The following is a 23,147-nucleotide window of genomic DNA, read 5'->3' as shown; positions in this document are numbered from 1 at the left end:
CGCCTGTGACGTCATATGATTGGCAAGCCACCCCACGGGTGGCTTGCCGCTATCCACCACCTTGCATGCGAGCGCACCATGAATCCACGCCACCAACTGATCCTCACTCTGGTCCATCAGGCTCGCAAGATGAGCGTGGCCGAGCTGTCCCGCCACACGGGGGTGTCAGAGGTGACTGTGCGCAACGACCTCACGGCGCTGGAGAAACAGGGGCTGCTCAGACGGGTGCACGGCTCGGCCATGGCGCTGGAGACCGATGATCCGGATGCCCGGATGAACATCAACTACCTGCTCAAGGAGCGCCTCGCCGAGCGGGCCGCCCAGCTGGTGGAAGACGGCGAGACTGTCTTCATCGAAGGGGGCAGCGCCAACGCCATGCTGGCCCGCCACCTCGCCCTGCACAAACGGGTCACCATCATCACCATCAGCAGCTATATCGCCCATCTGCTCAAGGACACGCCGGCCCAGGTGGTGCTGCTCGGCGGCCTGTTCCAGCATCAGAGCGAGAGCGTGGTGGGGCCGCTGACGCGCCTGTGCATCGAGCAGGTGCACTTCTCCAAGGCCTTCATCGGGGTCGATGGTTTTCACCCCGAGGTGGGCTTTACCAGCCGCGACATGATGCGGGCCGACGTGGTCAACAGCGTGCTGGCCAAGGGGATGACCAATGTGGTCATCACCGACAGCAGCAAGTTTGGCGCCATCCACCCAAGCCAGCTTGGCGCGCCGGGCCAGATCGGCGTGCTGGTCACCGACGATGCCCTGCCCGCCCCCATGCGGGCCGCCATCGCGGCCCGCGGCATAACCCTGCATTGCGTCACCGCCTGAACCTGTCATTGCGGCTCGCAGCCTAAAGCCATGCCCCGCCTGGCGGCTTGACGCCAGCCACCCACTCAAGGGTATGCTCGTCCCCTTGCCGATCCGCCCGTGCAACGCGGATCGCCATTCCTCTGATGACAAGGAAGCTGAATGCAAACCAAGGATAAATGTCTCGCCACCCTGGTCATCCTCTGCTGGGGACTCAACTTCGTGGCGATCAAGTGGGGGCTGGAGGGGATACCCCCGCTGCTGCTGGGGGCACTGCGCTTCGTAGGCGTGGTCTTTCCCGCCATCTTGCTGGTGCCCAGGCCCGCCATGCCCTGGCGCTGGCTGCTGGCCTATGGCGGTGCCATCAGCCTGGGTCAGTTTGCCTTCCTGTTTTGCGCCATGAAGTTCGGCATGCCGGCGGGCATGGCCTCGCTGGTACTGCAATCCCAGGTGGTGTTCACCCTGCTGTTCGCCATGCTCTGGCTGGGGGAGCGCTGGCAGCCCCACCACTGGGTGGCGCTGCCGCTGGCGGGGGCCGGCCTCTATCTCATCGCCACCCATGGCGAGGGTAACCTGACCCTGATCGGCTTCGTGCTGACGCTGTGCGCGGCCGCCTGCTGGGGCCTTGGCAACGTCATCAACCGCCAGATTGGGCTGCGTTATCAAACACCATTACCAAGCCTTATCGCCTGGGGCGGTCTGGTGCCCATACTGCCTTTCTTCGCGCTCTCCTGGTTGTTCGAAGGGCCGGAGCGCATTGCCAGCAGCCTGCTCAACTTCAGCTGGCAGGGGTTCTTGTGTGTGCTCTATCTCTCCTTTGTCGCCACCTGGCTGGGTTACGGCCTGTGGGGGCGGCTGCTGATGCGCTATCCGGTGGCGCAGGTGGCGCCGCTCTCCCTGCTGGTGCCCTGTGTCGGCATGGTGGCGGCCGCCCTGCTGCTCGACGAACACCCGACCCCCTTGCAGTGGCTGGGTTCCGGCCTGGTGCTGCTCGGCTTCGTGGTCCATCTGCTGGGTGGCAGGCTGCGCTGGTTCAAGCAAGAGACGGCACCTTGATGGTCACCCGGTTATTTTTCGTCCGCCATTGACCCGGCTGGGGAAAATTTCCATCATGAGCCAGTCCCCATCGGGACTGGCGTCACCAGAGCGTGACCTGCAGGAAGCAGACCATCAGGAGAGAGCATGGATATGCCATCGACAGCCTCAGCCGGGGTGAGCCCGGTCCCACCCCTTATTCGTACTGCCGCCATCACCCTGATCCTGTGCTGGAGCCCGCTTGGCTGGAGCGCCAGCCTGCCTGCGGATCTCAAGTGGGAGAGCAGCAACGCGGATCCTGTCTACGCCGATCCGGCCGCCAAACGGGGCGGCACCTTCCACACCTTTATGACCAGCTTTCCCCTGACCCTGCGCAAATTCGGCCCCGACTCCAACGGCGGATTTGCCGGTTATGTCAGGGAGACCAACCTGCCGCTGCTGAGCACCCATCCAGTCACCGGCAACCCCATGCCCATGCTGGCAAACGAGTGGGCCTTCGGTGCCGACAACAAGACGCTCTACTTTCGCATCAACCCCAAGGCGCGCTGGTCGGATGGCCAGCCCGTCACCGCCGATGACTGGGTGTTTACCCTCAAGATGATGCGCAGCAAGGAGATAAGCGACCCCTGGTACAACAACTACTACAGCACCCAGATAACCGACGTGACCCGCTTCGATGACCGCACCCTGGCCATCACCAGCGGCAGCGAGAAGAGCCGCCAGGATCTGCTGGAGTCCTTGCCGTTCAGCCCTGAGCCGAGCCACGCCATCAAGCTCACCGCCAACTGGGTCAAGGAATACAACTGGAAGATATTGCCGGTCACGGGCCCCTATCAGCTCGGCGAGGTGAAGAAGGGCAAGTCGGTCAGCTTAGTGCGGATCCAGGATTGGTGGGGCAACGATGAACGCTACCTCCAGCACCGCTTCAATCCGGACAAGATAGAAATCAAGGTACTGCGGGATCAGAACATCGCCTGGCAGCATTTCTTGCGCGGCGAGCTGGATACCTTCCCGCTGGTCATGCCCAACTGGTGGCACGACAAGACCAAAACCGCCGAGTTCGAGAAGGGTTATATCGAGCGGCGCTGGTTCTACAACCAGACCCCCCAATCCCCCATGGGACTCTATCTCAACACAGCCGACCCGCTGCTGAAGGATATCAATGTGCGGCTCGGCATCCAGCATGCCCTCAACCTCGACAAGATGCTCGCCACCCTGTTGCGAGGGGATTACCAGCGCCTCAACAGCTATGGATCTGGCCAGGGCGCCTTCACCAACACTGAGCTCAAGGCTCGCCCGTTCGATCCCCAGCTTGCGCGCAACTACTTCGCCAAGGCCGGTTTCACCAACGCTGGACCGGACGGCACCCTGCAAAACGAGCGGGGGCAGCCGCTGACCCTGAGCATCACCTACACCACGGCGGAGCATGCCCAACGCCTCACCCTGCTGCGAGAAGAGGCCAAGAAGGCGGGGCTCAATCTCGAGCTCAACCTGATGGATACCTCGGCCGGCTTCAAATCCATGCTGGAGAAGAAGCACCAGAGTGCCTGGATGGGCTGGAGCTCCGGCCGCTATCCCGCCTATTGGGAGCATTTTCACAAGGTCAATGCCAACAAGCCCCAGACCAACAACATCATGAACATAGATGACGAGGCCATCACGGCACTGGTGGAGCATTACGACAAGGAGTTCGATTTTGCCAAAAAGGCGGCCCTGTCGCGGCAGATCCAGCAGCGGCTCCATGAGCTGGCCAGCTTCGTGCCCGCCTATCAGGTGCCCTATACCCGGGAAGGGGCCTGGCGCTGGATAAAACTGCCCAAGGTGCCGGCAACCCCCAAGAGCGAGCTGCTCTACTGGCCGCTCGATGGCGGAAATAGCGGCTACAGCTATGGCGGCCTGTTCTGGATTGACGAGCAGGCGAAGGCGGAAACCAGGGCGGCCATCGAGAGCGGCAAGACCTTCCCCGCCGTCACCCTGACAGACACAAGCTACCAGCAGCGCTGAGGCGGCTCGCCCTGTCATGGCCTAGTCCCCAAAAGGACACAGCCCATCGGGGCCGAAAACAAAAGACCCCGCACGTTGGCGGGGTCTTTTTATTGCAACCAGGGTCGCAAAGGAAGCTCAGGAGCGATCAGGCGCGCTTGGCCTGCTTCTCGGCAATGGCGTCGGCCACGTCGGCCGGTTCCAGCACTATGCCTTCCTGATCCGGCGTCGGGAACACGGCAACACACAGCTCGTCCTGCTCCATGCCGTCGACCCAGCGCTCCAGCCACACCTTGAGGGTGATGGACTGCGGCTTGCACTCGGCCCACTCACCCTCGGCCCACGCCTGGGCGTACTCGGGGTGCGGCCATACCGGAATGCAATCTTCATCGTCTGTGGTCAGCATCATGACGCCGTGCTCGTCGGTCAGGACGAACAGCTCTTCGTGCTCGACCAGCTTGCTGATGAAGTGCTCGTAGCGGTAGTCGGCGTTCAGTTGCAGCGCAGCATTGCGCTCGGTTTCGCTCAATTCATAGCTCATTGGCCAAGTCTCTCTTTCAATAAAGGGCGCCATGTTCACATCTTGCTGGCGGCTTGTCCAGTATGAGAGATCGGTCACCTATTTTTCGCCGATATCAACCCAGTTCAGGCGTCACCAGGGTGATCTCCACCGTCTCGCAGCAACGCTGGCGCAACCAGTAGGCAGATTCCACCTCGACGAAGCAGAGTTGATCCCGTCCCGCCTGCACGCCCTGCATGATCTGCTCGAACCGCAACTGCTGTTGCTGCTCCCAAGCGCTGGCCAGTTTGCTGCCATGGGCCTCGTCCACCACCTCGCGGCGCAGCTCGAACAGGTTATCGGTGATCGGGCTGTTTATCTTGGCCGGGCCATGCCAGTACATCAGCAGGTTGTCCATCATCTCGGTGTCATAGTTGGCAAGGGCATCCAGCTCGGGGGTCGCCCCGACATCGCTGGCGGCAAAGTCACACCAGCCCGCCGTCAACGGCGCCAGGGTTTGCGCAGCCGCCCCCTTGCCATGCTGACGCAAGGCAGCCACATCAGCGCCCTTGATCGCGGGCAGCCAGACATCGCCATGATGCTGGTCGAGCAGCGGCAGCAACAGGGAGGTGGGATAAACAGGGAAACGGGGGCCAAGAGAGTGGAGCAGTGATACTAGCGTGATCTTTACCATGAGGGGCGCCTTGAACTGGAAGGCCGATATGCTGTGCTCGGCCAGAAAGACAAAGGAGGGCCCTATCCTATCATGTTTGAAGGCTAGCGAGCGGACTCACATTTTCACGGCTCAAATCGGAAGGCAATGCCCAAAAAAACAGCGTTCAGGCAGGGTGGCGCCAGAGAAAGCCCAATAGTTTGAACCAGCGCCCACTAAAGTGGATCCGGGAATGCTAGTTTGCATACATCTTTAGCGTAAGGAGTGCATTCATGATTGGGATCGACCAGATTTCTAACGACTTTGTAAACGACTTGAAAATACTGGCATGCTTTGATCCGGCCAACATGAGCCTGGGGATCAAGTTGCGCAGTGACATGTCCGACGAGCTGTGCCAGGCAGCAGTACGCCTGCATCAGCAAGGTCTCATCAGCGCAGAAGATGGCGGCTACCTGACTCCTTTTGGCATGACCATGGTTGAGCATCTGCAGCATCTGATAGTCGCACTCAAACCGCTTTGATCGCCTGCGGGGCCCAGAGTGAAAAGTTGAGCAACTCCCAGCGCGAGCCCTGCCGCAGCAAACAGGCAAACAGCAAAGGACCTTCGGGTCCTTTTACTTTGCCATCGACCATCCATTCGCCTTCCCGTTTCGGCAAAGGCTGCGCCTTGAGCTCATCGGGCACAATTGTGCTTCCCAAGCGAACGTATACAAACTGCTGACACACGGTTTTCGCTTCGGTGGCAAAAGCATTCTGTGCCTGGGTGTCGACGGAAGTGAGCAGGCTGGCGGCCAGCAGAAGTGATGGAATCATGGTGAGATACAGCGGCGAAAGTGAAGTCGATACAAGTCTAAAAAACACCCATAAACAAAAAGCCGTGGAACCAGAGGTACCACGGCTTTCTTAAATTCTGTAAGAATTACAGAGCTGTTACGTTCTCAGCCTGCGGGCCTTTCTGACCTTGGGTCACGGAGAACTGTACGCGCTGACCTTCAGCCAGGGTACGGAAACCGTTACCGCTGATAGCGCTGAAGTGAACGAAAACGTCCGGGCCGTTTTCTTGCTGGATGAAGCCAAAACCTTTGGTTTCGTTGAAAAACTTAACGGTACCGGTGATCATGTTAGACATATCTATAACCTGTATTCAAAATAATTACTTATGCTTTTCAGCGGATAAAGCTCAAAAACGGGATTAACTTATGAACAACAGGAAAAGATGTAAAACATCATATTCATTGACATAACTTTCGCCCTTTCAAGCTGGTTTAGATTATACGTGGCTTTGGGGATTACGCAAACAAATTTGTGCCCTGCCGACGGCAGGGCACAAGGGTTTATAGCGCGGGTGCTTCCAGTGCCTGAACCAGTACCTTGAGGAAGCGTGCAGCCTCGCCACCGGTGCAGGCTCTGTGGTCAAACGTCATCGACAATGGCAGTGCCCTGACCGGACGAGCCTCTCCGTGGATGAACACCACCTTCTCGAACAACTTGCCGGCGCCTATGATGGCCACCTGAGGTGGCGTCACTATGGGACTGGCATAGCGGCCGGCGATGGCACCGAAGTTGGTGAGGGTGATGGTCGCCCCCTGCAGCATTTCCCGCGGCACGGCGCGCGCCTTCACATCGGCGATCATGCGATCCAGCCCCTGCCGGATGTCCGCCCCCTCCCGCTCAGCCACGTTCTCCATCACGGGCACATAGAGCCCATGCCGGGAATCCACCGCAATGGCGACGTTGACCTCGCTGAACAGCCGCCTTGAGAGCGTATCGCCGTCAAACCAGGCGTTCATGGAGGGCTCGGCACGACAGGCGACGCCGATGGCCTTGATGAGGCGTACCGTCACATCCTCATCCGGCCGCCAGTGACGCAGATCCACCTCGTCGGTGATGCTGACCGGCACCACAGTCTGATGGGAGAGCTCCATCGCCTTGGCCATGGCCCGGCGCGAACCCTTGAGGAATTCGTTGCCGCTGCTTTGCTGAGCCTCGAATGCCGCCTGCACATCCTGCTCTGTCACCATGCCGGCGCTGCCACTGCCCTTGATCCGGTCTATGTCCAGCCCCAATTTTTGCGCCAGCAGACGCACGGCAGGCATGGCCTGTACCAGGCTGCCCCCCGGGGCTATGGCACCCACCACGAAGTGATCCTCGATATGCTGTTGATGGGCACTGACCTTGCCCACTACTGTGCCGTCATCCTCGCCCCCTTCGAACTCCACCAGCGGCGCGCCTATATGGAGTATGTCGCCCTCCTGCCCGCACAACCTGGCGATCACCCCCGCCACCGGCGAGGGCACATCCACCAGAGCCTTGGCGGTTTCTACCGACAACAACACCTGATCGACACTCACCGTATCGCCGGCGTTCACCTTCCATTCGACTATCTCGGCCTCGGCCAAGCCTTCGCCCAGATCCGGTAACTTGAAAAATTTCATAGCCACTTCTCCATCAGCTGATGCGCTGCGTCCGCGATATCCTGCTCGGTGATGAGGTAATACTCTTCGTTGCGGTAGTAGGGCACGGCGGCATCCACCCCGGTGAGGCGCTTTGGCGGCGCCTTGAGGGAGGTCAACGCCTCCTCGGTGACCCGCGCCACTATCTCGGCGCCCACCCCGAAGCTGCCGCACGCCTCGTGTACCACCAGCAGACGGCCCGTCTTGCGCACCGAGGCCAGAATGCTCTCCATGTCCAGCGGCTTGATGGTGGCAAGATCCAGCACTTCACACTGGATATCCTGCTCCGCCAGCAGACTCGCCGCTCGCATCACCTCCTGGATGCAGGCCCCCCAGGCGACCATGGTGATGTCCCGTCCCGGCCGCAGGGTGAAGCAGACGTCCAGCGGCAGGCCGACACCGTCATCCACCACGTCCGACTTCATCGAGCGATAGATGCGATCAGGCTCGAAGAACATCACGGGATCCGGGTCGCGAATGGCCGAGAGCAGCAAGCCATAGGCCCGTCTCGGACTGGAGGGGATCACCACCCGCAGGCCCGGAATATGGGCAAACAGGGCCTCGACGCTCTCGCTGTGGTGCTCCGGCGAGTGGATGCCGGCGCCATAGGGAGAGCGGTAAACGATGGGACAGGAGAGACGGCCACGGGTGCGGTTACGCATCCGCGCCGCCTGGCAGATGATCTGCTCCATGCCGGGGAAGATGAAGCCCTGAAACTGGAACTCGGCCACCGGCTTGAGCCCCTGGGTCGCCATGCCGACCGCCACCCCTGCTATCAGTCCCTCGGCCAGCGGTGTGTCGATCACCCGCTTGAAACCAAACTTGTCGCGCAGGCCGACGGTGGCGCGAAACACCCCGCCGTTGACCCCCACGTCCTCACCGAGCACCACCACATCGGGGTCGTGCTCCATCTCGTGATGCAGCGCCAGATTGATCGCTTCGAGCAGTGTCATTTCACTCATGCAGCCTCCCCGACGCGGCGTCATCAATCACCCCATTCCCCTTGCGGGTCATGTCATCCCGCCACGCTGGCTTGACGGCATCCTGCAGTCTCATCTCATCGATCATGAGTGCTCCTCCCCGGCGTGGCGCTGCATGCCCTTGGCGATGATGCGCTGGCGCTGCCCGCGATAATCCTTGGGCAACTCGGCAAACTGATAGTCGAGCAGGGTTTCCGGCGCCTGCGGGGCCGTGCCTTCATAGGCAGCCACGGCGCGATCGACCTCCCGGCTCGCCTCGGCCAGCAGCGCCTGCTCCTGATGCTCGTCCCACCAGCCCTGCCCGGCCATGAACTGGCGCAGCCGCTTGACCGGCTCCCTGGCCCAGGCGGCTTCCACTTCGGCGGCATCGCGATAACGGGTCGCATCGTCGGCCGTAGTGTGATCCCCCAGTCGATAGCTGATCGCCTCTATGAGGGTCGGGCCCTTGCCGGTGCGCGCCCGCTCCACAGCGATGCGGGTGGCATCATAGACGGCCACCACATCGTTGCCGTCGACCTGAATGCTGCGTACCCCGGCCCCTATCCCTTTCTGGGCCAGAGTGGGCGCACTCGACTGCAACTTGCGCGGCACAGAGATGGCCCACTGGTTGTTGTTGATGATCATCACCATGGGCAGATGCCAGACTCCGGCACAGTTGAGCCCCTCCAGAAAGTCGCCCTTGGAGGTACCGCCGTCGCCTATGGTGACCACGGCGACGCGAGGCTGGTTGCGCAACTTGAAGGCCGCCGCTATGCCGGCGGCATGGGTGATCTGGGTGGCGATGGGCACGCAGATGGGCAGGTCCTCCGACAGCTCGCCATCGGCCTTGTAAAAGACACAACCCCGTTCATCCCCGCCCCAATATTGCAGGTTTTTCTCCATGGGCACGCCCCGCACGTAGAGGGTGGGCATGTCCCGGTAGTAGGGCACATAGACATCCTGCTCCTGCATGGCGAGACCGACGCCTATCCCGACCGCCTCTGCTCCCAGATGGGAGGGAAAGGTGCCGAGTTTGCCGGTTCGCTGCAGCGCGATTGCTTTCTTGTCATAGCTGCGCACCATCACCATGTTGCGGTAGAAAGTGTGCAGTATCGCCTTGTCCAGCCAGGTCGGCAGTGTCGCGACCGGGCGCCCTTCCTCATCGAGGTAACGAAGGAAAGGGATGTCGACATGGGTCATAACTGGCTCCTTGCCGTTGTCAACGTCACCACCATGAGGTGACCCTTAGAATGTAAATAAGATGTTAACTAAAGAGCAATGTGATTTAACCAGGTAAGACCAGTAGAAACTTCTTTAATTTCAGAAAGACATTGAACTTTTCGGCTGAGCAGAGACGAAAAAGGGAGCCGCTTCGGGCTCCCTGTTCGGGCTGCTGCGGGATCAATCCCACGAGGATGAAGGGGCGCCACCAGCCGCATGGCGCGCTGGCGGAGGGCCCAAAAAGGGTTCAGCTCACTCCCACAAGCGGGTCGGCACCACCAGCAGCACGGTGCGCTGACCTATGGCCACATTGGCGTTCGGGAAGACCACAGCCTCCCGCGTCTTTTCTACCGTGTAGCGCAGCTCCCCATCCTCGGCCAGCACGAATCCCTGGGGAAACTCGGTGAAATTGTCCACGTCGCTGGCAAACAGGAAGCGAAACTGCTCCGAACGCTTGTTGATCACCCGGTCGATGGCAAAAATGGTGAAGTCATCCGCCTGCCAGGGCTCTAGCACCACCTCATCCTGGGTCACCAGCTCCTGCAACGCCTGACGGGTCTCGATGAAGCGGGTCATGTCGTTTTCACCAAACGGACGCACCTTGCCCAGCTCCACCGTGAAGGCATGGGCACCGTGGCTGTGCGAGCTGTAATAGCTGAAGGTGGTGGTGGGGCCGCTGGAGAGCAAAATGGTGCGCACCCCGCAGGCACCGAGGAACTGCACCTGCTCCTTGCAGTGCGGCCGCTCATGGGGGAAGGGGTAGACAGCAAACTTCTCATGGCGCGAACCACGAATGGCGGTGTGCAAGTCGTAGTGATAACGGGGCCGGGCCGGATCGGCAAAGAAGCGGCTCACATACTGCTCCAGGCGCATGGCGCGAATGCGCTCCTGGTTGCACAGCCCCTCCCCCTTGCTGTGGGCACCGGAGAAGAGCCGGTTCATGTTCTCCTCCACCTCCCGCAACCCCAGGTTCATGGCGGCCGGGTTGCCAAACAGGAACAGCACCCGATGACGGGCGCTGAGCTCACCGCTGAGCAGCCGGGTCAGCAGCTGGTTGCAGATCTCGATGGGGGCGGTTTCGTTGCCGTGAATGCCGCAGGAGAGCACTATGTCCTTGCGCCCCCCCGGCCTATCATCGGCCCCTTTCGCGGGTTCCAGGCAGAGCACGCCCGTATCCCACACACTCACCCGGGTGCCACCGGGCAGGTCAAATGTGAAGGGCTCAAGCTGCCACTCATGGCGACGAGTCAGGGCCAAAAAGTCATGCTGGGGAATCATCCATCTCACCCTTTTGTCAGGAACGCTATGGGCGGATTATACGCAACGCGAGAGGGCTTAAAATCAGTTTTTAAACAAATTCAAACAGTAAGGATACAAATGCGGCGACAGTTAATGACAAGTCGGCAGGCATGGGGTGAACGAGGGAGCGGCGAGAAGGGGAAATGAAGCGACAGGGACGAGAAAGTATCGGGCAATCATTCAAGCGCCGGCGTCAGGCCGGTTGACACAGCAAGATCGGGATCAGCAGAAAAACGAGGCATCCATGCCCGGCTGATCAACCACGCCAGAACGGCTTGGTGGTCTCTTGATAGCGATCAGATTCGTTCAGGCCGATGTCCTTGAGCAGGTACTCGGGCAGCTCGGAGAGCTGGCGACGGCTGCGGCTGCGTTCCAGCCAGGTCAGCACTGTCATTTTGACGCGAGCAACCAGATTCGATTGGCTGGAATGCTGGTAACCGGTCTCGGTATAAGTCATGTTGGCCATGATGTGGCTCCTCTTGATGATGTCTGCGCGGGGTGCGAATTTGTTGCGCAAAGCTTAGTCAGGAGGGACAACCGACTCAATTGACGAATTTTGATACAAGACATTAGTAAAACTAATGGTGAATATCGTCAATCTGTAAAACCTAACAGATTGATTTTAAACTATTAAATAATCATTTTATTCCGTCTGAAAGACCGGCAGCATATTCTCCTGCATGGCGCACCTCTAACTATGCAGTTTCTTGTCTTGGCTATGCAGTCACGGGATCTCAAGGCGAGGCTGGCAACCTGGGGTTTACATCCAGTTGTTAATCAAGAGATCTTTTATTGATCCTTATTTAACAGATAGATACAAAATAAACACACTCAAATGGCTATCGCTTTTGACCCTCGCCAGGCGCACTACGAAGGAGATGCTTGGCGCGCTTTCGGCATACTGGTATGGTTATTTATACAGTAGTTTAGCCACGTCTCTGCCAACCCCTGTGGAGGGGGTGACAGGGGCGACCACAGGACACGCCGATGGACACATTTACCCCGACTGCCGCCCTGCGTCAACAGATGGACGCGCTCGAAGAGGCGTTGGCCCGCCTGGCCCGACAACTGGCGCAGCTCCCCTTGCTGGAGGCCCACGTCTATCCCCTCCCCGCCGTGCCCCAGGGGCAGGAGCACGAGCCCATAGAACAGATAGAGGTGGGCTATCTGGGCGGTGAGGAGGCGCTGGCGGCCACCCTGGCGGCCTACCGGGATCACAGTGCTCGCCCCGGCTGCTCCACCAAGGCCACCCACCGCCTGCCGGGCTGGCTGCGCTTTTCTGCCGCCAGTGCCAGCCAGCTGCGCCCGCTGATCGAAGAGATCAACACCCGCAAGCTCGCCTTCAAGGAACTGGTGCAACAGGCCGGTGGGCGGGATGAGAAGTTCGAGCTGGTGCACAGGGCCCTGCCCGGGGTGATCACCCTGCAGGTCTACCGCAAGCTGACCCTGCTGGAAGGAGAGCTGCATTCCCTCGGCTTTACCTGGGCCGACAAGCAGAGCATCAACCGCCTCAGCCGGGAGCAGGTGCTGGAGATGCTGGAGCGCAGCCGTCGCTACATACCGGCGCTCTCCAACAATGAGGAGTGGAGCAAGATGGTGGATCAGGAGGTCTATGACCTTCGCCGCCTGCCTGCCGATGCCGAGCTCAGGATCCGGCGACCGGTCAAGACCCACCCCATGATCAACCTGCTCTGGCAGGACAGGGAACCCCGCAAGCAGCAGCTCAAGGCGAGCCTGCCCCTGCTGCTCTGCTCGGACATCCAGCCCGCCGTCACCCACCTTGGCCACTACCCGCCGAAACTGCGGCAGGCGCGGCGAGACCGCAAGATTGGCGGTGAGCCCATCATAGAGCGGCTGCACCTCTACCTCTATCAGGGGTAGCTGCAAGCCGGCAGACTCTCCTTGCCCAGCCTCTGCAGATGGCGCGGCAAGATGCCACCGCTGGCCTGGCTGAGCAGTCCACCTCTTCGACAGGAGCTCCTGCACAGCCACAAACATAAACAAAGGGGGGATCGCCTGCCGGCGATCCCCCCCTTGTGCACAACCTCCGCCTGATCAGCCCATCAGCAGGGCGCGCAGGCTCTCCACATCCAGCCCGCGCACTTCGGACTGGCCGCTCAGCAGGCCATCGGCCAGCGCCCGCTTCTCGTCGTGCAGGGCGACTATCTTCTCCTCCACCGTCTGCTCGCACACCAGCCGATAAACCGTCACCGGCTGGGTCTGCCCCATGCGGTGGGCCCGATCGCTCGCCTGATCCTCCACCGCCGGGTTCCACCAGGGATCCAGGTGCAGCACTGTATCGGCCTGGGTCAGGTTGAGGCCCGTGCCCCCCGCCTTGAGGCTGATGAGGAACAGCGGCACCGGCTCGTGCCGGAAGCGCAGTATGGAATCCTGGCGGGACTTGGCGGAGCAGCCGCCATCCAGATAGCAGTAATCCCACTTCTTCTGTTCAATGCGCGCACGCAGCAGGCTCAGCAGATCGACGAACTGGCTGAACACCAGCACCCGATGACCGTTGCCGATCGCCTCGTCCAGCAGGGCCATCGCCTCGTCCAGCTTGCTGCTGGTCTGGGACCACTCGGGCATCACCAGCTCGGGGGAGCAGCAGAGCCGGCGCAGCCGGGTCAGGCCGCTCAGCACGTGCATCAGGGCGCGGCCATCGGCACTTTGCACCTGCTGCACCACCTCGCGCCGGGTGGCCTCATACAGCTGGCGCTCCTCGGGGGAGAGGCTGATGTGATGAATGATCTCTGTCTTGTCCGGCAGCTCGGTCAACACCTGCTGCTTGAGACGGCGCAGGATGAAGGGGCTGATCACAGCCCGCAGCAGCGCCATGTGCTGGGGATCCTTCACCGCCTTGCCGAAGCGGCGCTTGAACTCGCCCAGGCTGCCGAGCAGCCCCGGGTTGATAAAGGTAAACAGGCTCCACAGCTCCCCCAGGTGGTTCTCGATGGGGGTGCCGGAGAGGGCGAGGCGAAAATCGCCCTCAAGCTGGAACAGCAGCTTGGCACGCTGGGTGCCGGCATTCTTGATCTGTTGCGCCTCGTCCAGCACCATGCTGGACCAGCGGCGAGACTTGAGCGCCTCCGCCAGGCTGCCGAGCATGCCGTAGTTGATCAGGATCACCTGGCCGGCCCTGGCATCGCGGATCACCCCTTCCCGCTCGGAGGGGTTCTCGAACACCACCACCTCGAGTTCGGGGGCGAAGCGCGCCACCTCTTCCTGCCAGTTGGTGACCACTGACTTTGGCACCACCACCAGCGCCGGGCCCAGATGCTGGCGCATGCGCAGCACTATGAGCGCCTGCAGGGTCTTGCCCAGACCCATGTCATCAGCCAGACAGGCGCCGAAGCCATGATGGGCCAGGGTCGCCAGCCAGCGCACCCCGTCCTTCTGATAATCCCGCAGCGGGGTCAGCAGCTCGGTCGGACACTCCACCTCCTGCTGCCACTCCTGTTGCAGGGAGTGCCAGGCGTCATCCCCCTCAGTGGTGATGACGGAGAGCAGGCGGGTGAGCGGATAGGCCAGCTTGTTGTTGATGCGTTGCTCTTCATCCAGCATGGCGCCCAGCATGGTGAGCCGCTCCACCAGCTTGTCGCTCAGCATCAGGCTGGTCTTCTCGTCGAGCTGGACGGTGCGCTGGCCCGGCGTCATCTGGCGCAGGATCAAGCGCAGGTCGAGGATCTGGTGCTCATCGAGGGCCAGTGCCCCCTCCACCTGGAACCAGTCTTGGCGCCGCTCGATACGCAGGCTCAGGGCTGCTTCATCCAGACTCTTGAGGCGAGCGCTGTCCTGGTGCCAGTGAATGACTACGCCGGCATCCACCAGTTCGGGCAGGGCGTTGACCAGTGCCAGCGCCTGCTCCCCCTGAAGTAGCCACTCACTGCCGGGCAGGCCGATGGGCAGCGAATTGCGCAGCTGCTGGGCCTGTACCTTCTCGGCGGCCAGGTCCCGCTGCCAGTAGTGATAATCCTTGATCCCCTGCCGCACTATGGCCTCCCCCTTGCCAAGGGGCAGTGGCGGCAACTCGCCCTGACGGGTCACCAGCCTGACCGCCAGCTGGCCATCCTGCCAATCCAGCTGGACCGAGGGGACGCCAGGCCAGGGAGCCAGCTCGGCATTGCCTGTCAGGCCGGCCACCTGGCTGTGCCAGGGCAGGCCCGGGATGGCATCCAGGGTACGCTGCAATTCGCTTAAGCCCTCGGCCGACAAGGGGGGAATGGATTCCAGCGCGGGCAGGCGATCGAGCAGCGCCTGGGGGGTGAGGATGAGCTGCCACAAGTCCTGCGCCAGCGGCAGTATGTGGGCCCCGCGCGCGGCGGCGGCCGGGCTCAGTACCGCGCCCATGCCCTGCTCCAGGGTGACGATCTGCAACAGGGGCGCACTGATGGCCAGTTGCAGCTTTTGTCCCTTGGCATTGAACAGACGCGGATGGTTGGCCAGCGGTGCCCAGGCCTCTCGCGGCAAATGGCCCATGACCCGGGGCAGGGTGCGCACCAGCGCCCAGTCCTCTTCGTCGAGCAGGGCGGCATACTGGGTGGAGAGCAGCGCGGGATCGACCCGGCGACCGGCGGTCCACTCCCCCTTGGTGCTCTGCTTCTGGATCTTGCACTCCAGCTCGGGCCCTTCGGCATGCAGCAGCCACACCAGCCGCTCCTGCGCCTTGCGCACGCCGCTGGAGCGGCCCAGCCCTTGCAGCCAGTTGAGCCAGCTGGCCGAGGCGGGCGTCTTGTCCTCCCCGTCCTGTTCGTCCGTCTCTTCCTCCCCGTTGGCGGCGCGCAGCTGTTGCAGCGGTGCACGCTGCGCCCCCTGCCCCAGCAGGAGCCGCAGCAGATCCTGACAGAAGGCCATCAGCCTGTGATGGGGGTCGGCCTCCAGCACGTGGGAGAGATCCCACTTGTGCAGTATGGCAACCTGGGGGCTCTGCTCACCATGCCGGGCAAGGGCGCAGAGATCGAGCCAGAGATAACCCCAGTGCAACTCCTCCAGCGGCAGTTGCAGGGTATCGAACAGACCGACCGCCTGGCCGTGACGATCGCCGGCCCACTGCCCCAGCAGATCCGCCAGCAGCGGAAACTGGTTGCCCAGGCTGCGCTGCCACTTCTTGCGCTGCTCGCTGGCGATCACGGGGTCGGCTTGTTGCAGCCAGCCGAGCCAGAGCAGACCGCCGAACATCAGCGGCCACTGACCCTGACCACCCTGCGCCTGCCACTGCCCGAGGGCACCGAGCAACCGCTCGGCAAGAGGTTGTTCCGCCCCCTGCTCCGCCAACTGCTGCAAGGCGGGCCAGTGAGTGGTTACCTCGCCTGCCAGGTCGCCACAGAGCCATTGCCACTCGGATGCGAACCCCTCGCTCAGGCGGGTCAGCTCGGGGACACAGGCGCTGGCGACCGATGCCAGCGGCCACTGCTCACCCGGTTCGGCATCGAGCAGGGTTTGCAGGGCGAAGTGCATCAGCATCAGTTGCTGCCATTGCGGACTGGATCCCGGCAGCAGGCGATGGGCCTCGGGCACGTCGAGCAGGCTCAGCAGATCGGCCGCGAGGTAGTAGGTCGGCACCTGACCCGCCTCCCCAAGGCAGAGCTCGCGCACCAGGGCCTGGGCCATCTCCTGGCCGGTCACCGAGGGCACCCGTGCCCAGTTCGGCATGGGGCAGGCTCCCGAGCGCACCGCCAGGATCAGCGCCAGGGTTCCCTCTGCCGTCAGACTCCACTGCTGCTCCCCGCGCAGCCGCACCAGCCCCTGCAACTGCAACTGGCTCAGCTTGTCGATCAAAGCCCGCCCGAGCGGCTGCTGTGCTTGCAGTTGTTCTTGCAAATAGCGGGTACTGGCGGTGCGCTGCAACTGCAGCTCACTGAGCAGGGCATAACAATCGGAAGAGAGGGTGAACGCAGACATCAAGACTCACGGGCAGGTGCAAAAGCGGAATTTTAACGGGAAAGCGGCGGCGGCTCGACCCTTAACCGTGAAATAACTCAAAAAAAGCCGACTGGCTCATAGAACGCAGCGAGCAGGGCTGAGCGCCGAGGGATGGCAAGAGGCGGCAACCTCGGCGAAATGACAATAAAAAAGGCGCCGCAGCGCCTCTTTGGGGGTAAACGTGCCGACGTGTCAGCCTTCCAGCTGCGCCAGTCGGGCTTCCAGAGCCTGCAACTGTGACTTGAGGGTTTCGACCTCTTCCTCCAGCGCGCTCAACCTGTCCGCCGCCGGGGACGCATAGCTGCTGGCTGGGGATGCCTCGGCCAGCGCCTGCAGATCCACCTCGCCGCTGAACAGATGGGCATAGCGGGATTCACGCTTGCCCGGTTCACGGGGCAACTTGACCACATAGGGCCCCTGCTCAATCAGGGCGGCCAGCGCCGCATCCACCTGAGTGACATCATCGAAGCTGCACAGGCGGTTGGTACGGGAGCGCAGTTCGCCCGGTGTCTGCGGGCCGCGCAACAGCAGCTCGCAGACGATGCCGAGCTCCTGCTCGCTGAACTTGAGGGTGCCGAACTCGGTATTGCAGAAGCGATGCTGGTAACGGGGCACCCGGGCGTTGAAACCGGCGGTGTTGACCACCAGACGCTTGCGGATCAGTTCATCCACTACGGCGCGGATATCCAGCTCACAGAGATCCAGTACCGGCTCGCGGTTGCTCTTCTGGTTGCAGGCATTGACCAGGGCATTGAGGGAGAGGGGGTATTGATCCGGCGTGCAGATCTCTTTCTCGATCAGAGCACCGATCACTCGGGCCTCCAATGGGCCTAGCACTAACTCCATTTCATACTCCCTTTCTAAAACAAGACGTTGAGGCCACTATCTTAGCCATGGCGCCTCTGCCGTCCAGCAGAGGCAACCATTTTTGCGAAGCCGTGAGGCGGTTGATGAAACATCGCACAACCTGGCCGCCCCGCGACAGCCAACATCAGGAGGAGGGCTTGCGCTCAAGCGCCGTGGCCACTGAGGTGGCAGCCGAGCCGGTCAGCAAGGGATCACCCGGATAGAGCATCAGGGCCTGCGCTCGCAGCGCCCTTGCCTCCTCCTGCCGCCCCAGTGCACCGAGTGCGAGCACCATGTTCGCGTAGATATTGGATCTGGGCGTGTGACGCACAAAGGCCTGACCCCAGTCGAGATAGGCTTCTAGCTCCGCCTTGTTGTCGGCCTGCAAGCCCACCATGAGTCGCACCGAGTTCACATCAAACTCCACCCGGGTCAACCAGGCCATGGGATTGACGATGTCGAGCAACAGGGTCGGCTCCTTGTAGCCGCCACGCTCATACTTGGTCACCACCCAGGCGGTATGAATGGCGGTGAGCATGAAGGGCACGACCAGCAGAGGAATCGTGATGGCCACGAAGCGCAGCAACAGCCAGGGGCGATAGACATATTCGCGCCAGCTGGCACGGCCCGAGGCCTGCTGCCCCTCCTCCACCTCCGCATCCAGCACATGGATCAGCAGCAGCAGGGCCCACCAGAGGGCGATGGCATGATAGAGCGGATACTCGGTCTGGGTGTGCAGCAGTATGGGGGTCACCAGCGCCAGCAGCGCCGGCCCCTTGACCCAACCGGCCTTGGCCACTCGCCACAACAAAGCGCCGCCCATCAGCGCCATGCCGATCATGGGGGCCAATCCCCCTTCCACCGCCCAGTAGAGGAACTCGTTGTGGGGGTGATCGAGGTTGTATTCAATCTGTACCATGGCCGGGTTCAGCGCCTTGTCGGCCATATAGTGGTGCAGAAAGGTGGTTTCAAAGCTACCGTAGCCCCAGCCAACCCAGGGAGACTGGGCAATCAGCTTGGCGGCGTAGGGCCAGTAGATGGAACGCATGCCGCCGGACTGATAGGCCTCGAGCCCGCGTTTGACGCCGCTGATCCCGTATTGGGAGGCGATCCCCAGCCCGACACCGAGAGCAACCAGACCCAGTACCTGCGCCAGCCGTTGCTGACGATGCAATGCGGGCACGAGCAGGAGCAGGGCCAGCAGGCCACCCAGCTGCCCCACCCGGGATTGCAGCGCCACCAACAACAGACTGGCCGCCAGGATCACCCCATAACGCAGCCCTCGTAGCCAGGCATTGGCATTGCCGCGCAGCTCCAGCCAGGTGGCCAGCGCAAGCCCGGTCGCCACGAAGGTCGCCATCACATTGGGCTGCTGGAAGATACCGTAGGGGCGGTTGACCCGGGTGTCATAACCGAGCCAGTTGCCGGGGGTCAGCAGGTAGTACTGCACCAAGCCAAGCAGCGCCTCTATGGCCACAGCCCCCAACAGCAAATAGAGCAGCTTGTCACGGGCCTGACGAGCCAGTTGCCATTGGTACAGACAAAACAGAAACAGCAGACCGGCAAACAACCCCAGCAGCCGGGGAATGGCATAGTCTTTGAATTCGAAACCTGAATAGGCCATGGGCAGCAACAGCAAGCATCCACCGAGCCATAGCCAGGCCTGCAATGGCGAGAACACCAGCCGCTGTTGCAGCGTCACCTGCCACAACCCCAGACCTATGACGAGGCTGGCGAAGATCCAGCCCCAGGCATTGAACGGCAAATAGAGCCCGGCCCCGCCGGGGTTGTGCATGAAAAAGTGCATGCCCAGCAACCAGTACAAGACGAATAACCCAAAACATGTTCTCTGAATCAGATCAGGAAAACGCACCATGAAACCTCTTCCATGCACCAAAGCAAAAAAAGCCGCGATAGCAGAACACTATCACGGCTTGTTATCTTTACGAATTGGGGCAATAGCCTTTGTTACAGCGGCAAACGCTCAGTCAGCTCATAGAGTGATTGACTACGATTGAGCATCTGGCCGCCATCCCTTGTCAGCGGCACCCAACCAATGGTGCCCTTGGATGTAGTCGGACGAATCAGCATTAGATCGAAAGGTATGGTCACATAAATACCTTTAGTAAAGCTACCTTCACCATATTCATCTGCAGACACATCTGTCAGCGTCGCATAAGCCCCCATGACAATGCCTGAGTCGAATCGCTTCGAAAAGTCGAATGTCGCGCCGACATCCCCAGCTAGGTAGCGGCCAACCGCAACCTTCGCGGTGACACCTTCCAAGAAGGGTAATTGCCAATAGCCAGTCACATGACCAGTGACCACATCGTAGTCAGCCATCTTGAGGGTATTGTTCCAGTCCCGCTGTTTCACCCAGTTGCTGTCTACCCCTAATGCCCATGACTTCCCGAAAGGCCGGTACAATAACTCACCGCCAACACCGGCATACATCATCTCAAGGTATCCGCCATAAACTTGGCTATACCAATCCTGACTGAATTGATCCAGATGAGTCAGCTGGAGGTTATTCAACAAGATATTGGATGAATCGACATACTCTCGGATCCACGTTCTGACACGGGGCAACTTGTCCGCATCTGCTGGTGGAGTCTTGTAGTTAAACTCATCAAAGTTATTGGCCACATTGAAAAACAGTGTGCCTTGCAGCCAGTTCTTATCGGAAAGACGTAGCTCACTGTTGGCATTGACTCCGACTTGATACATGTAAAATGACTCAGGTCCACCAAAAGACTGGGTCAGACTTGGGTCAAATGAATAAGAAAAACGCTCGGCATCAGACTGATAACGTACATCCCCCACCAGTGGTTCCGATGCTTGCTTGTTGCTTTTGACAGACTTCTCATCACCCAAAATTGGAGGCATATTGGCCTCTCGCACAGAGTCAAGGTCAATCACTGTCTCTTGCAGTGCAAGATTGCGCTGGCGTTCAATTACTTTCAATTCCTTCACTGAAGCAGGTAATTGATTAGCAGCAATCACTGCCGTACGTTCAAGAGTCTCTTGAGGATCTCTGTATTTATATTGCTGACCTGACAGAGACACAGTGTTTTGATGTTGAGTAATAGTGGACTCTTTCCAGCCCGCATTTCGGTCAAATTGATCCGCCATTACGGTCCAGTCGACGGCAGTATCCTCAGCTGGCACCCGGTTTTCCATATAGACAGGACGAGGCTCATCCAAATGGTTCTGCCGCAAATCATTGAAGTTGGTCCGCAGTGTCACCCCCCACATCAGAGTATTTCCTCTCTGATAGCTAAGATGAGTGTCCATATAATCGAATACACGATAAACCACACCCACATTGATTGGAGATGACTGCGTTACCTTTCCAGCGAACTCATTACTATAATCGTTACCATCATATTCAAGTTTCAGTCTCAGTGGCTGCCATGGCGTTTGGTATTCCACCCCACCAAACAGGGCTGAGTTTCCATGAAACATATTCCCTGTTTCAAATTTACCGCCACCACTGGAGTAAGAGCCATCACGTCCACACCAGTCGTCTTTCCAACGGCAGAATGGATTGGTGATATTACCACTTTCGGCCATATTACCCCACCCCATTCCTAGAGTGAAGTCGAAAGGGCCGTAACGTTTGCTGGCAACAACATACTCACTGTCAAATAGCCCTGTCCCCATCAAGTCTCGAAATCCGAGTGATACTGTGGGTAGCAAAGTAGATTCTTGCATTAAGCGGAACTTGAAATCGATCCCTTTGTCTTTGTAAGTTTGATCACCACTAAAACCAGGTGAAGAACTATATAGTTGGGTTCTTACATCAGTATAACGCAGGGTTGCTTCAAACCATTCAAGAGGTTGTACAGAAACAGACCAACGACGATATTGTTCATTGTCAAAATAGTTGGCGCTGAACTCACCCTCCTTTGCCATTCTGGCAGTAGGCACTTGCAGCAGACCAACACCCCCAAAATCACTTTGTGAGGGGCCCAGTGGCTCAAAGGTATCCGCATTGGCGTTGGCTGCATGACATACCAACAGGGCAATCAAGGAAACTCTTGGGTACATCATTTTGGCATCCGGTTAGCGAACAATGTCAGAATTCGTTCATTCAAGTTTTGATACTGCTTGGGAAGTACGTCAGGCGAGAACCCCACGAAGAGTATTGCCCCCGGCATGGCTTCAACATGTCGTTCATTCCAAATAGCAACAGGAAACCAATCATATTTTCCACTGGGAGATACAAGATATACTCCGGCAGGATCTCCCCCTTCCAATATATCTTTTCTTTTCCAATACTCACGCAATCCAGCTCCAGGCAGGAGAGGAGCACCACCGATTTGTTTTACCAAACCGGCGATCTGTACCTCAGGATGACGAGGGGCGAGATACAGCTGATAATGACCTTTCAATATAGGATCATCAACACCGGCAAGCGCTTGATTTACATCAGGATCTACAGGCACATCAAAGCGACCGGTTAACTCAAGCTGCTGCAATTGCTGCAACAATTGCAGAGTAGAAGATGCCAGCGATGGCTCCCCCATGTCAGACCACATTTTGGATAATACGGTTAAATCGGCCAATAATACCTGACGCTGATGCTCGATTTCTTGCTGACGTGCCGGTGTTGATATTTGTCCGACCGGCCAATAAGGATCATATGACAAGACGGCAGGATCGCTCAGCACATTGCTTAACGTTACCTGCTTGGCATAATGAAGGTCTTTTATTGGCTGGCCTTTCCACCATATGGATATGGTCGCATCAGCCCAAGCAGGATTAGCTCCTAAAATAGAGATGAGAAATATATTTATAATTTTCATGATGAGTAGGGCTTGAGAAAAGTCATTTCAATGACAGGAAGGGAAGGACCTAATTGTTGCTTAAGTTTGCGAACTTGGCCGGAGCCCTCATCAATCCAAAAATAATTGCTCCATTGCACCTCACTGGGAGACGCAGTAACAGATTCTTCAATAATGGTTGTTGTATAAGGTTTATCCATCACCTCTAACACCTCATTACCAACGCGGCGGTAATTCATGCTCAAAGGGTAACCACTGGTATATTTTTTTGACCACTCGGCAACACTGTACCACACCATGGATGGCAGTTTATCCAGACGTGCAATCCTTAAGGGATCTTGATCCAGATATCCGAGATAACGTAAATCATTGGGTAAGCCTATTGTCTTGACCAAGCGGCCATATTCGGTGACGAACATAACCCCATCAGCACTCATCCATGACAAGCGATCACCACTGGAATAGGCCAATACAACCAAAGCTTGTGGCAGATCGCCAACCTTAATATAGGCGCTTGCATAAGGAAGCTGTCTGAGTTGCGTAGACGTCAGCACAATCTCATTTTCTTTATGAAAGACATATCCCAGGGTTTCTATTGTCTGATTCGTTGAGGTACTACAACCAGTCAGAAGCAACATACCCGCCCAGGCTAGTACTCGTGGCGGCAGA

At 59.3% G+C, this 23,147-nt stretch carries 20 protein-coding genes; 5 read left to right on the top strand and 15 right to left on the bottom strand.

Translation table 11 applies throughout. The annotated features are described in order from the left end of the window. The first annotated feature begins 78 nt into the window (after positions 1 to 78). The 3 genes from IU367_RS07265 (at position 79) to IU367_RS07255 (ending at position 3,843) form a co-directional block, all read left to right on the top strand. Entirely contained in the window at positions 79 to 825 is a 747-nt protein-coding gene (locus tag IU367_RS07265) for a DeoR/GlpR family DNA-binding transcription regulator (RefSeq protein WP_274453854.1), read from the top strand. A gap of 141 nt (positions 826 to 966) precedes the next feature. Continuing rightward, complete coding sequence (locus IU367_RS07260) at positions 967 to 1,860, top strand: EamA family transporter (protein ID WP_274453853.1); 894 nt, start codon at positions 967 to 969, stop codon at positions 1,858 to 1,860. Between the two features lie 132 nt (positions 1,861 to 1,992). Continuing rightward, positions 1,993 to 3,843: an extracellular solute-binding protein gene (locus IU367_RS07255; RefSeq protein WP_274454356.1), complete on the top strand. Its 1,851-nt coding sequence runs from the start codon at positions 1,993 to 1,995 to the stop codon at positions 3,841 to 3,843. A gap of 127 nt (positions 3,844 to 3,970) precedes the next feature. Here IU367_RS07255 and IU367_RS07250 read toward each other — a convergent pair whose 3' ends face one another. Both IU367_RS07250 and IU367_RS07245 read right to left on the bottom strand, forming a co-directional pair. Beyond that, the gene (locus tag IU367_RS07250) at positions 3,971 to 4,363 is read right to left on the bottom strand and encodes a DUF2750 domain-containing protein (protein ID WP_042036410.1); all 393 of its coding nucleotides are present in this window, start codon (positions 4,361 to 4,363) and stop codon (positions 3,971 to 3,973) included. 94 nt (positions 4,364 to 4,457) lie between these two features. Then, positions 4,458 to 5,015 carry a hypothetical protein gene (locus tag IU367_RS07245; RefSeq protein WP_274453852.1) on the bottom strand — a complete coding sequence of 186 codons (558 nt, stop codon included), beginning with the start codon at positions 5,013 to 5,015 and terminating at the stop codon, positions 4,458 to 4,460. Positions 5,016 to 5,266: 251 nt separating this feature from the next. Between IU367_RS07245 and IU367_RS07240 the strand changes: the two genes are divergently transcribed. Then, positions 5,267 to 5,515, top strand: a complete 249-nt coding sequence (locus IU367_RS07240) for a TIGR02647 family protein (RefSeq protein WP_005320240.1) — start codon at positions 5,267 to 5,269, stop codon at positions 5,513 to 5,515. Here IU367_RS07240 and IU367_RS07235 read toward each other — a convergent pair. The 7 genes from IU367_RS07235 to IU367_RS07205 all read right to left on the bottom strand — a co-directional run bounded on the left by IU367_RS07235 (position 5,502) and on the right by IU367_RS07205 (position 11,392). After that, entirely contained in the window at positions 5,502 to 5,807 is a 306-nt protein-coding gene (locus tag IU367_RS07235; protein WP_274453851.1) for a hypothetical protein, read from the bottom strand. The two genes, IU367_RS07240 and IU367_RS07235, sit on opposite strands and share 14 nt — an antisense overlap. A 106-nt stretch (positions 5,808 to 5,913) precedes the next feature. Next, positions 5,914 to 6,123 carry a cold-shock protein gene (locus IU367_RS07230; RefSeq protein WP_005331438.1) on the bottom strand — a complete coding sequence of 70 codons (210 nt, stop codon included), beginning with the start codon at positions 6,121 to 6,123 and terminating at the stop codon, positions 5,914 to 5,916. A gap of 205 nt (positions 6,124 to 6,328) precedes the next feature. Then, entirely contained in the window at positions 6,329 to 7,429 is a 1,101-nt protein-coding gene (locus IU367_RS07225) for a dihydrolipoamide acetyltransferase family protein (protein WP_274453850.1), read from the bottom strand. After that, positions 7,426 to 8,409 carry an alpha-ketoacid dehydrogenase subunit beta gene (locus tag IU367_RS07220; protein WP_042870599.1) on the bottom strand — a complete coding sequence of 328 codons (984 nt, stop codon included), beginning with the start codon at positions 8,407 to 8,409 and terminating at the stop codon, positions 7,426 to 7,428. Before IU367_RS07220 ends, IU367_RS07225 begins: the two co-directional genes overlap by 4 nt. 102 nt (positions 8,410 to 8,511) lie before the next feature. Continuing rightward, positions 8,512 to 9,606 carry a pyruvate dehydrogenase (acetyl-transferring) E1 component subunit alpha gene (gene pdhA / locus IU367_RS07215; RefSeq protein ID WP_042870601.1) on the bottom strand — a complete coding sequence of 365 codons (1,095 nt, stop codon included), beginning with the start codon at positions 9,604 to 9,606 and terminating at the stop codon, positions 8,512 to 8,514. 273 nt (positions 9,607 to 9,879) lie between these two features. Then, the gene (gene astE, locus IU367_RS07210) at positions 9,880 to 10,905 is read right to left on the bottom strand and encodes a succinylglutamate desuccinylase (RefSeq protein ID WP_274453849.1); all 1,026 of its coding nucleotides are present in this window, start codon (positions 10,903 to 10,905) and stop codon (positions 9,880 to 9,882) included. Between the two features lie 277 nt (positions 10,906 to 11,182). Further along, the gene (locus tag IU367_RS07205) at positions 11,183 to 11,392 is read right to left on the bottom strand and encodes a DUF1127 domain-containing protein (RefSeq protein ID WP_043137637.1); all 210 of its coding nucleotides are present in this window, start codon (positions 11,390 to 11,392) and stop codon (positions 11,183 to 11,185) included. A 521-nt stretch (positions 11,393 to 11,913) separates the two neighbouring features. Here IU367_RS07205 and IU367_RS07200 point away from each other — a divergent pair. Then, the gene (locus tag IU367_RS07200; protein WP_274453848.1) at positions 11,914 to 12,807 is read left to right on the top strand and encodes a DNA replication terminus site-binding protein; all 894 of its coding nucleotides are present in this window, start codon (positions 11,914 to 11,916) and stop codon (positions 12,805 to 12,807) included. A 174-nt stretch (positions 12,808 to 12,981) separates the two neighbouring features. Here IU367_RS07200 and IU367_RS07195 read toward each other — a convergent pair whose 3' ends face one another. The 6 genes from IU367_RS07195 to IU367_RS07170 all read right to left on the bottom strand — a co-directional run bounded on the left by IU367_RS07195 (position 12,982) and on the right by IU367_RS07170 (position 23,116). Beyond that, positions 12,982 to 16,824 (bottom strand): DEAD/DEAH box helicase, encoded by a 3,843-nt coding sequence (locus IU367_RS07195; protein ID WP_274453847.1) that lies wholly within the window; start codon positions 16,822 to 16,824, stop codon positions 12,982 to 12,984. Between the two features lie 213 nt (positions 16,825 to 17,037). Then, positions 17,038 to 17,691, bottom strand: coding sequence for a YceH family protein (locus IU367_RS07190; protein ID WP_256684504.1), 654 nt, complete (start codon positions 17,689 to 17,691; stop codon positions 17,038 to 17,040). Positions 17,692 to 17,836: 145 nt separating this feature from the next. Beyond that, entirely contained in the window at positions 17,837 to 19,567 is a 1,731-nt protein-coding gene (locus IU367_RS07185; RefSeq protein WP_274453845.1) for a PglL family O-oligosaccharyltransferase, read from the bottom strand. A 92-nt stretch (positions 19,568 to 19,659) separates the two neighbouring features. Continuing rightward, complete coding sequence (locus tag IU367_RS07180; RefSeq protein ID WP_274453844.1) at positions 19,660 to 21,723, bottom strand: YjbH domain-containing protein; 2,064 nt, start codon at positions 21,721 to 21,723, stop codon at positions 19,660 to 19,662. A gap of 17 nt (positions 21,724 to 21,740) precedes the next feature. Further along, entirely contained in the window at positions 21,741 to 22,499 is a 759-nt protein-coding gene (locus tag IU367_RS07175; RefSeq protein WP_274453843.1) for a capsule biosynthesis GfcC family protein, read from the bottom strand. Then, complete coding sequence (locus IU367_RS07170) at positions 22,496 to 23,116, bottom strand: YjbF family lipoprotein (protein ID WP_274453842.1); 621 nt, start codon at positions 23,114 to 23,116, stop codon at positions 22,496 to 22,498. Before IU367_RS07170 ends, IU367_RS07175 begins: the two co-directional genes overlap by 4 nt. Positions 23,117 to 23,147: the final 31 nt, after the last annotated feature.

The organism is Aeromonas bestiarum, assembly GCF_028751155.1.
In the GTDB taxonomy this organism is placed as follows: domain Bacteria; phylum Pseudomonadota; class Gammaproteobacteria; order Enterobacterales; family Aeromonadaceae; genus Aeromonas; species Aeromonas bestiarum.
The sequence above is the reverse complement of the archived record's forward strand: the minus strand, read 5'-3'. Positions and strand labels throughout refer to the sequence as shown.

Excerpts from the sequence above, each read along its gene's own strand:
- IU367_RS07190 (WP_256684504.1), bottom strand. The coding sequence starts at position 17,691 with ATGGAGTTAGTGCTAGGCCCATTGGAGGCCCGAGTGATCGGTGCTCTG.
- IU367_RS07245 (WP_274453852.1), bottom strand. The coding sequence starts at position 5,015 with ATGGTAAAGATCACGCTAGTATCACTGCTCCACTCTCTTGGCCCCCGT.
- IU367_RS07195 (WP_274453847.1), bottom strand. The coding sequence starts at position 16,824 with ATGTCTGCGTTCACCCTCTCTTCCGATTGTTATGCCCTGCTCAGTGAG.
- IU367_RS07230 (WP_005331438.1), bottom strand. The coding sequence starts at position 6,123 with ATGTCTAACATGATCACCGGTACCGTTAAGTTTTTCAACGAAACCAAA.
- IU367_RS07255 (WP_274454356.1), top strand. The coding sequence starts at position 1,993 with ATGCCATCGACAGCCTCAGCCGGGGTGAGCCCGGTCCCACCCCTTATT.
- IU367_RS07250 (WP_042036410.1), bottom strand. The coding sequence starts at position 4,363 with ATGAGCTATGAATTGAGCGAAACCGAGCGCAATGCTGCGCTGCAACTG.
- IU367_RS07200 (WP_274453848.1), top strand. The coding sequence starts at position 11,914 with ATGGACACATTTACCCCGACTGCCGCCCTGCGTCAACAGATGGACGCG.
- pdhA (WP_042870601.1), bottom strand. The coding sequence starts at position 9,606 with ATGACCCATGTCGACATCCCTTTCCTTCGTTACCTCGATGAGGAAGGG.
- IU367_RS07265 (WP_274453854.1), top strand. The coding sequence starts at position 79 with ATGAATCCACGCCACCAACTGATCCTCACTCTGGTCCATCAGGCTCGC.
- IU367_RS07240 (WP_005320240.1), top strand. The coding sequence starts at position 5,267 with ATGATTGGGATCGACCAGATTTCTAACGACTTTGTAAACGACTTGAAA.
- IU367_RS07220 (WP_042870599.1), bottom strand. The coding sequence starts at position 8,409 with ATGAGTGAAATGACACTGCTCGAAGCGATCAATCTGGCGCTGCATCAC.
- IU367_RS07225 (WP_274453850.1), bottom strand. The coding sequence starts at position 7,429 with ATGAAATTTTTCAAGTTACCGGATCTGGGCGAAGGCTTGGCCGAGGCC.
- IU367_RS07185 (WP_274453845.1), bottom strand. The coding sequence starts at position 19,567 with ATGGTGCGTTTTCCTGATCTGATTCAGAGAACATGTTTTGGGTTATTC.
- astE (WP_274453849.1), bottom strand. The coding sequence starts at position 10,905 with ATGATTCCCCAGCATGACTTTTTGGCCCTGACTCGTCGCCATGAGTGG.
- IU367_RS07170 (WP_274453842.1), bottom strand. The coding sequence starts at position 23,116 with ATGTTGCTTCTGACTGGTTGTAGTACCTCAACGAATCAGACAATAGAA.
- IU367_RS07235 (WP_274453851.1), bottom strand. The coding sequence starts at position 5,807 with ATGATTCCATCACTTCTGCTGGCCGCCAGCCTGCTCACTTCCGTCGAC.
- IU367_RS07205 (WP_043137637.1), bottom strand. The coding sequence starts at position 11,392 with ATGGCCAACATGACTTATACCGAGACCGGTTACCAGCATTCCAGCCAA.
- IU367_RS07260 (WP_274453853.1), top strand. The coding sequence starts at position 967 with ATGCAAACCAAGGATAAATGTCTCGCCACCCTGGTCATCCTCTGCTGG.
- IU367_RS07175 (WP_274453843.1), bottom strand. The coding sequence starts at position 22,499 with ATGAAAATTATAAATATATTTCTCATCTCTATTTTAGGAGCTAATCCT.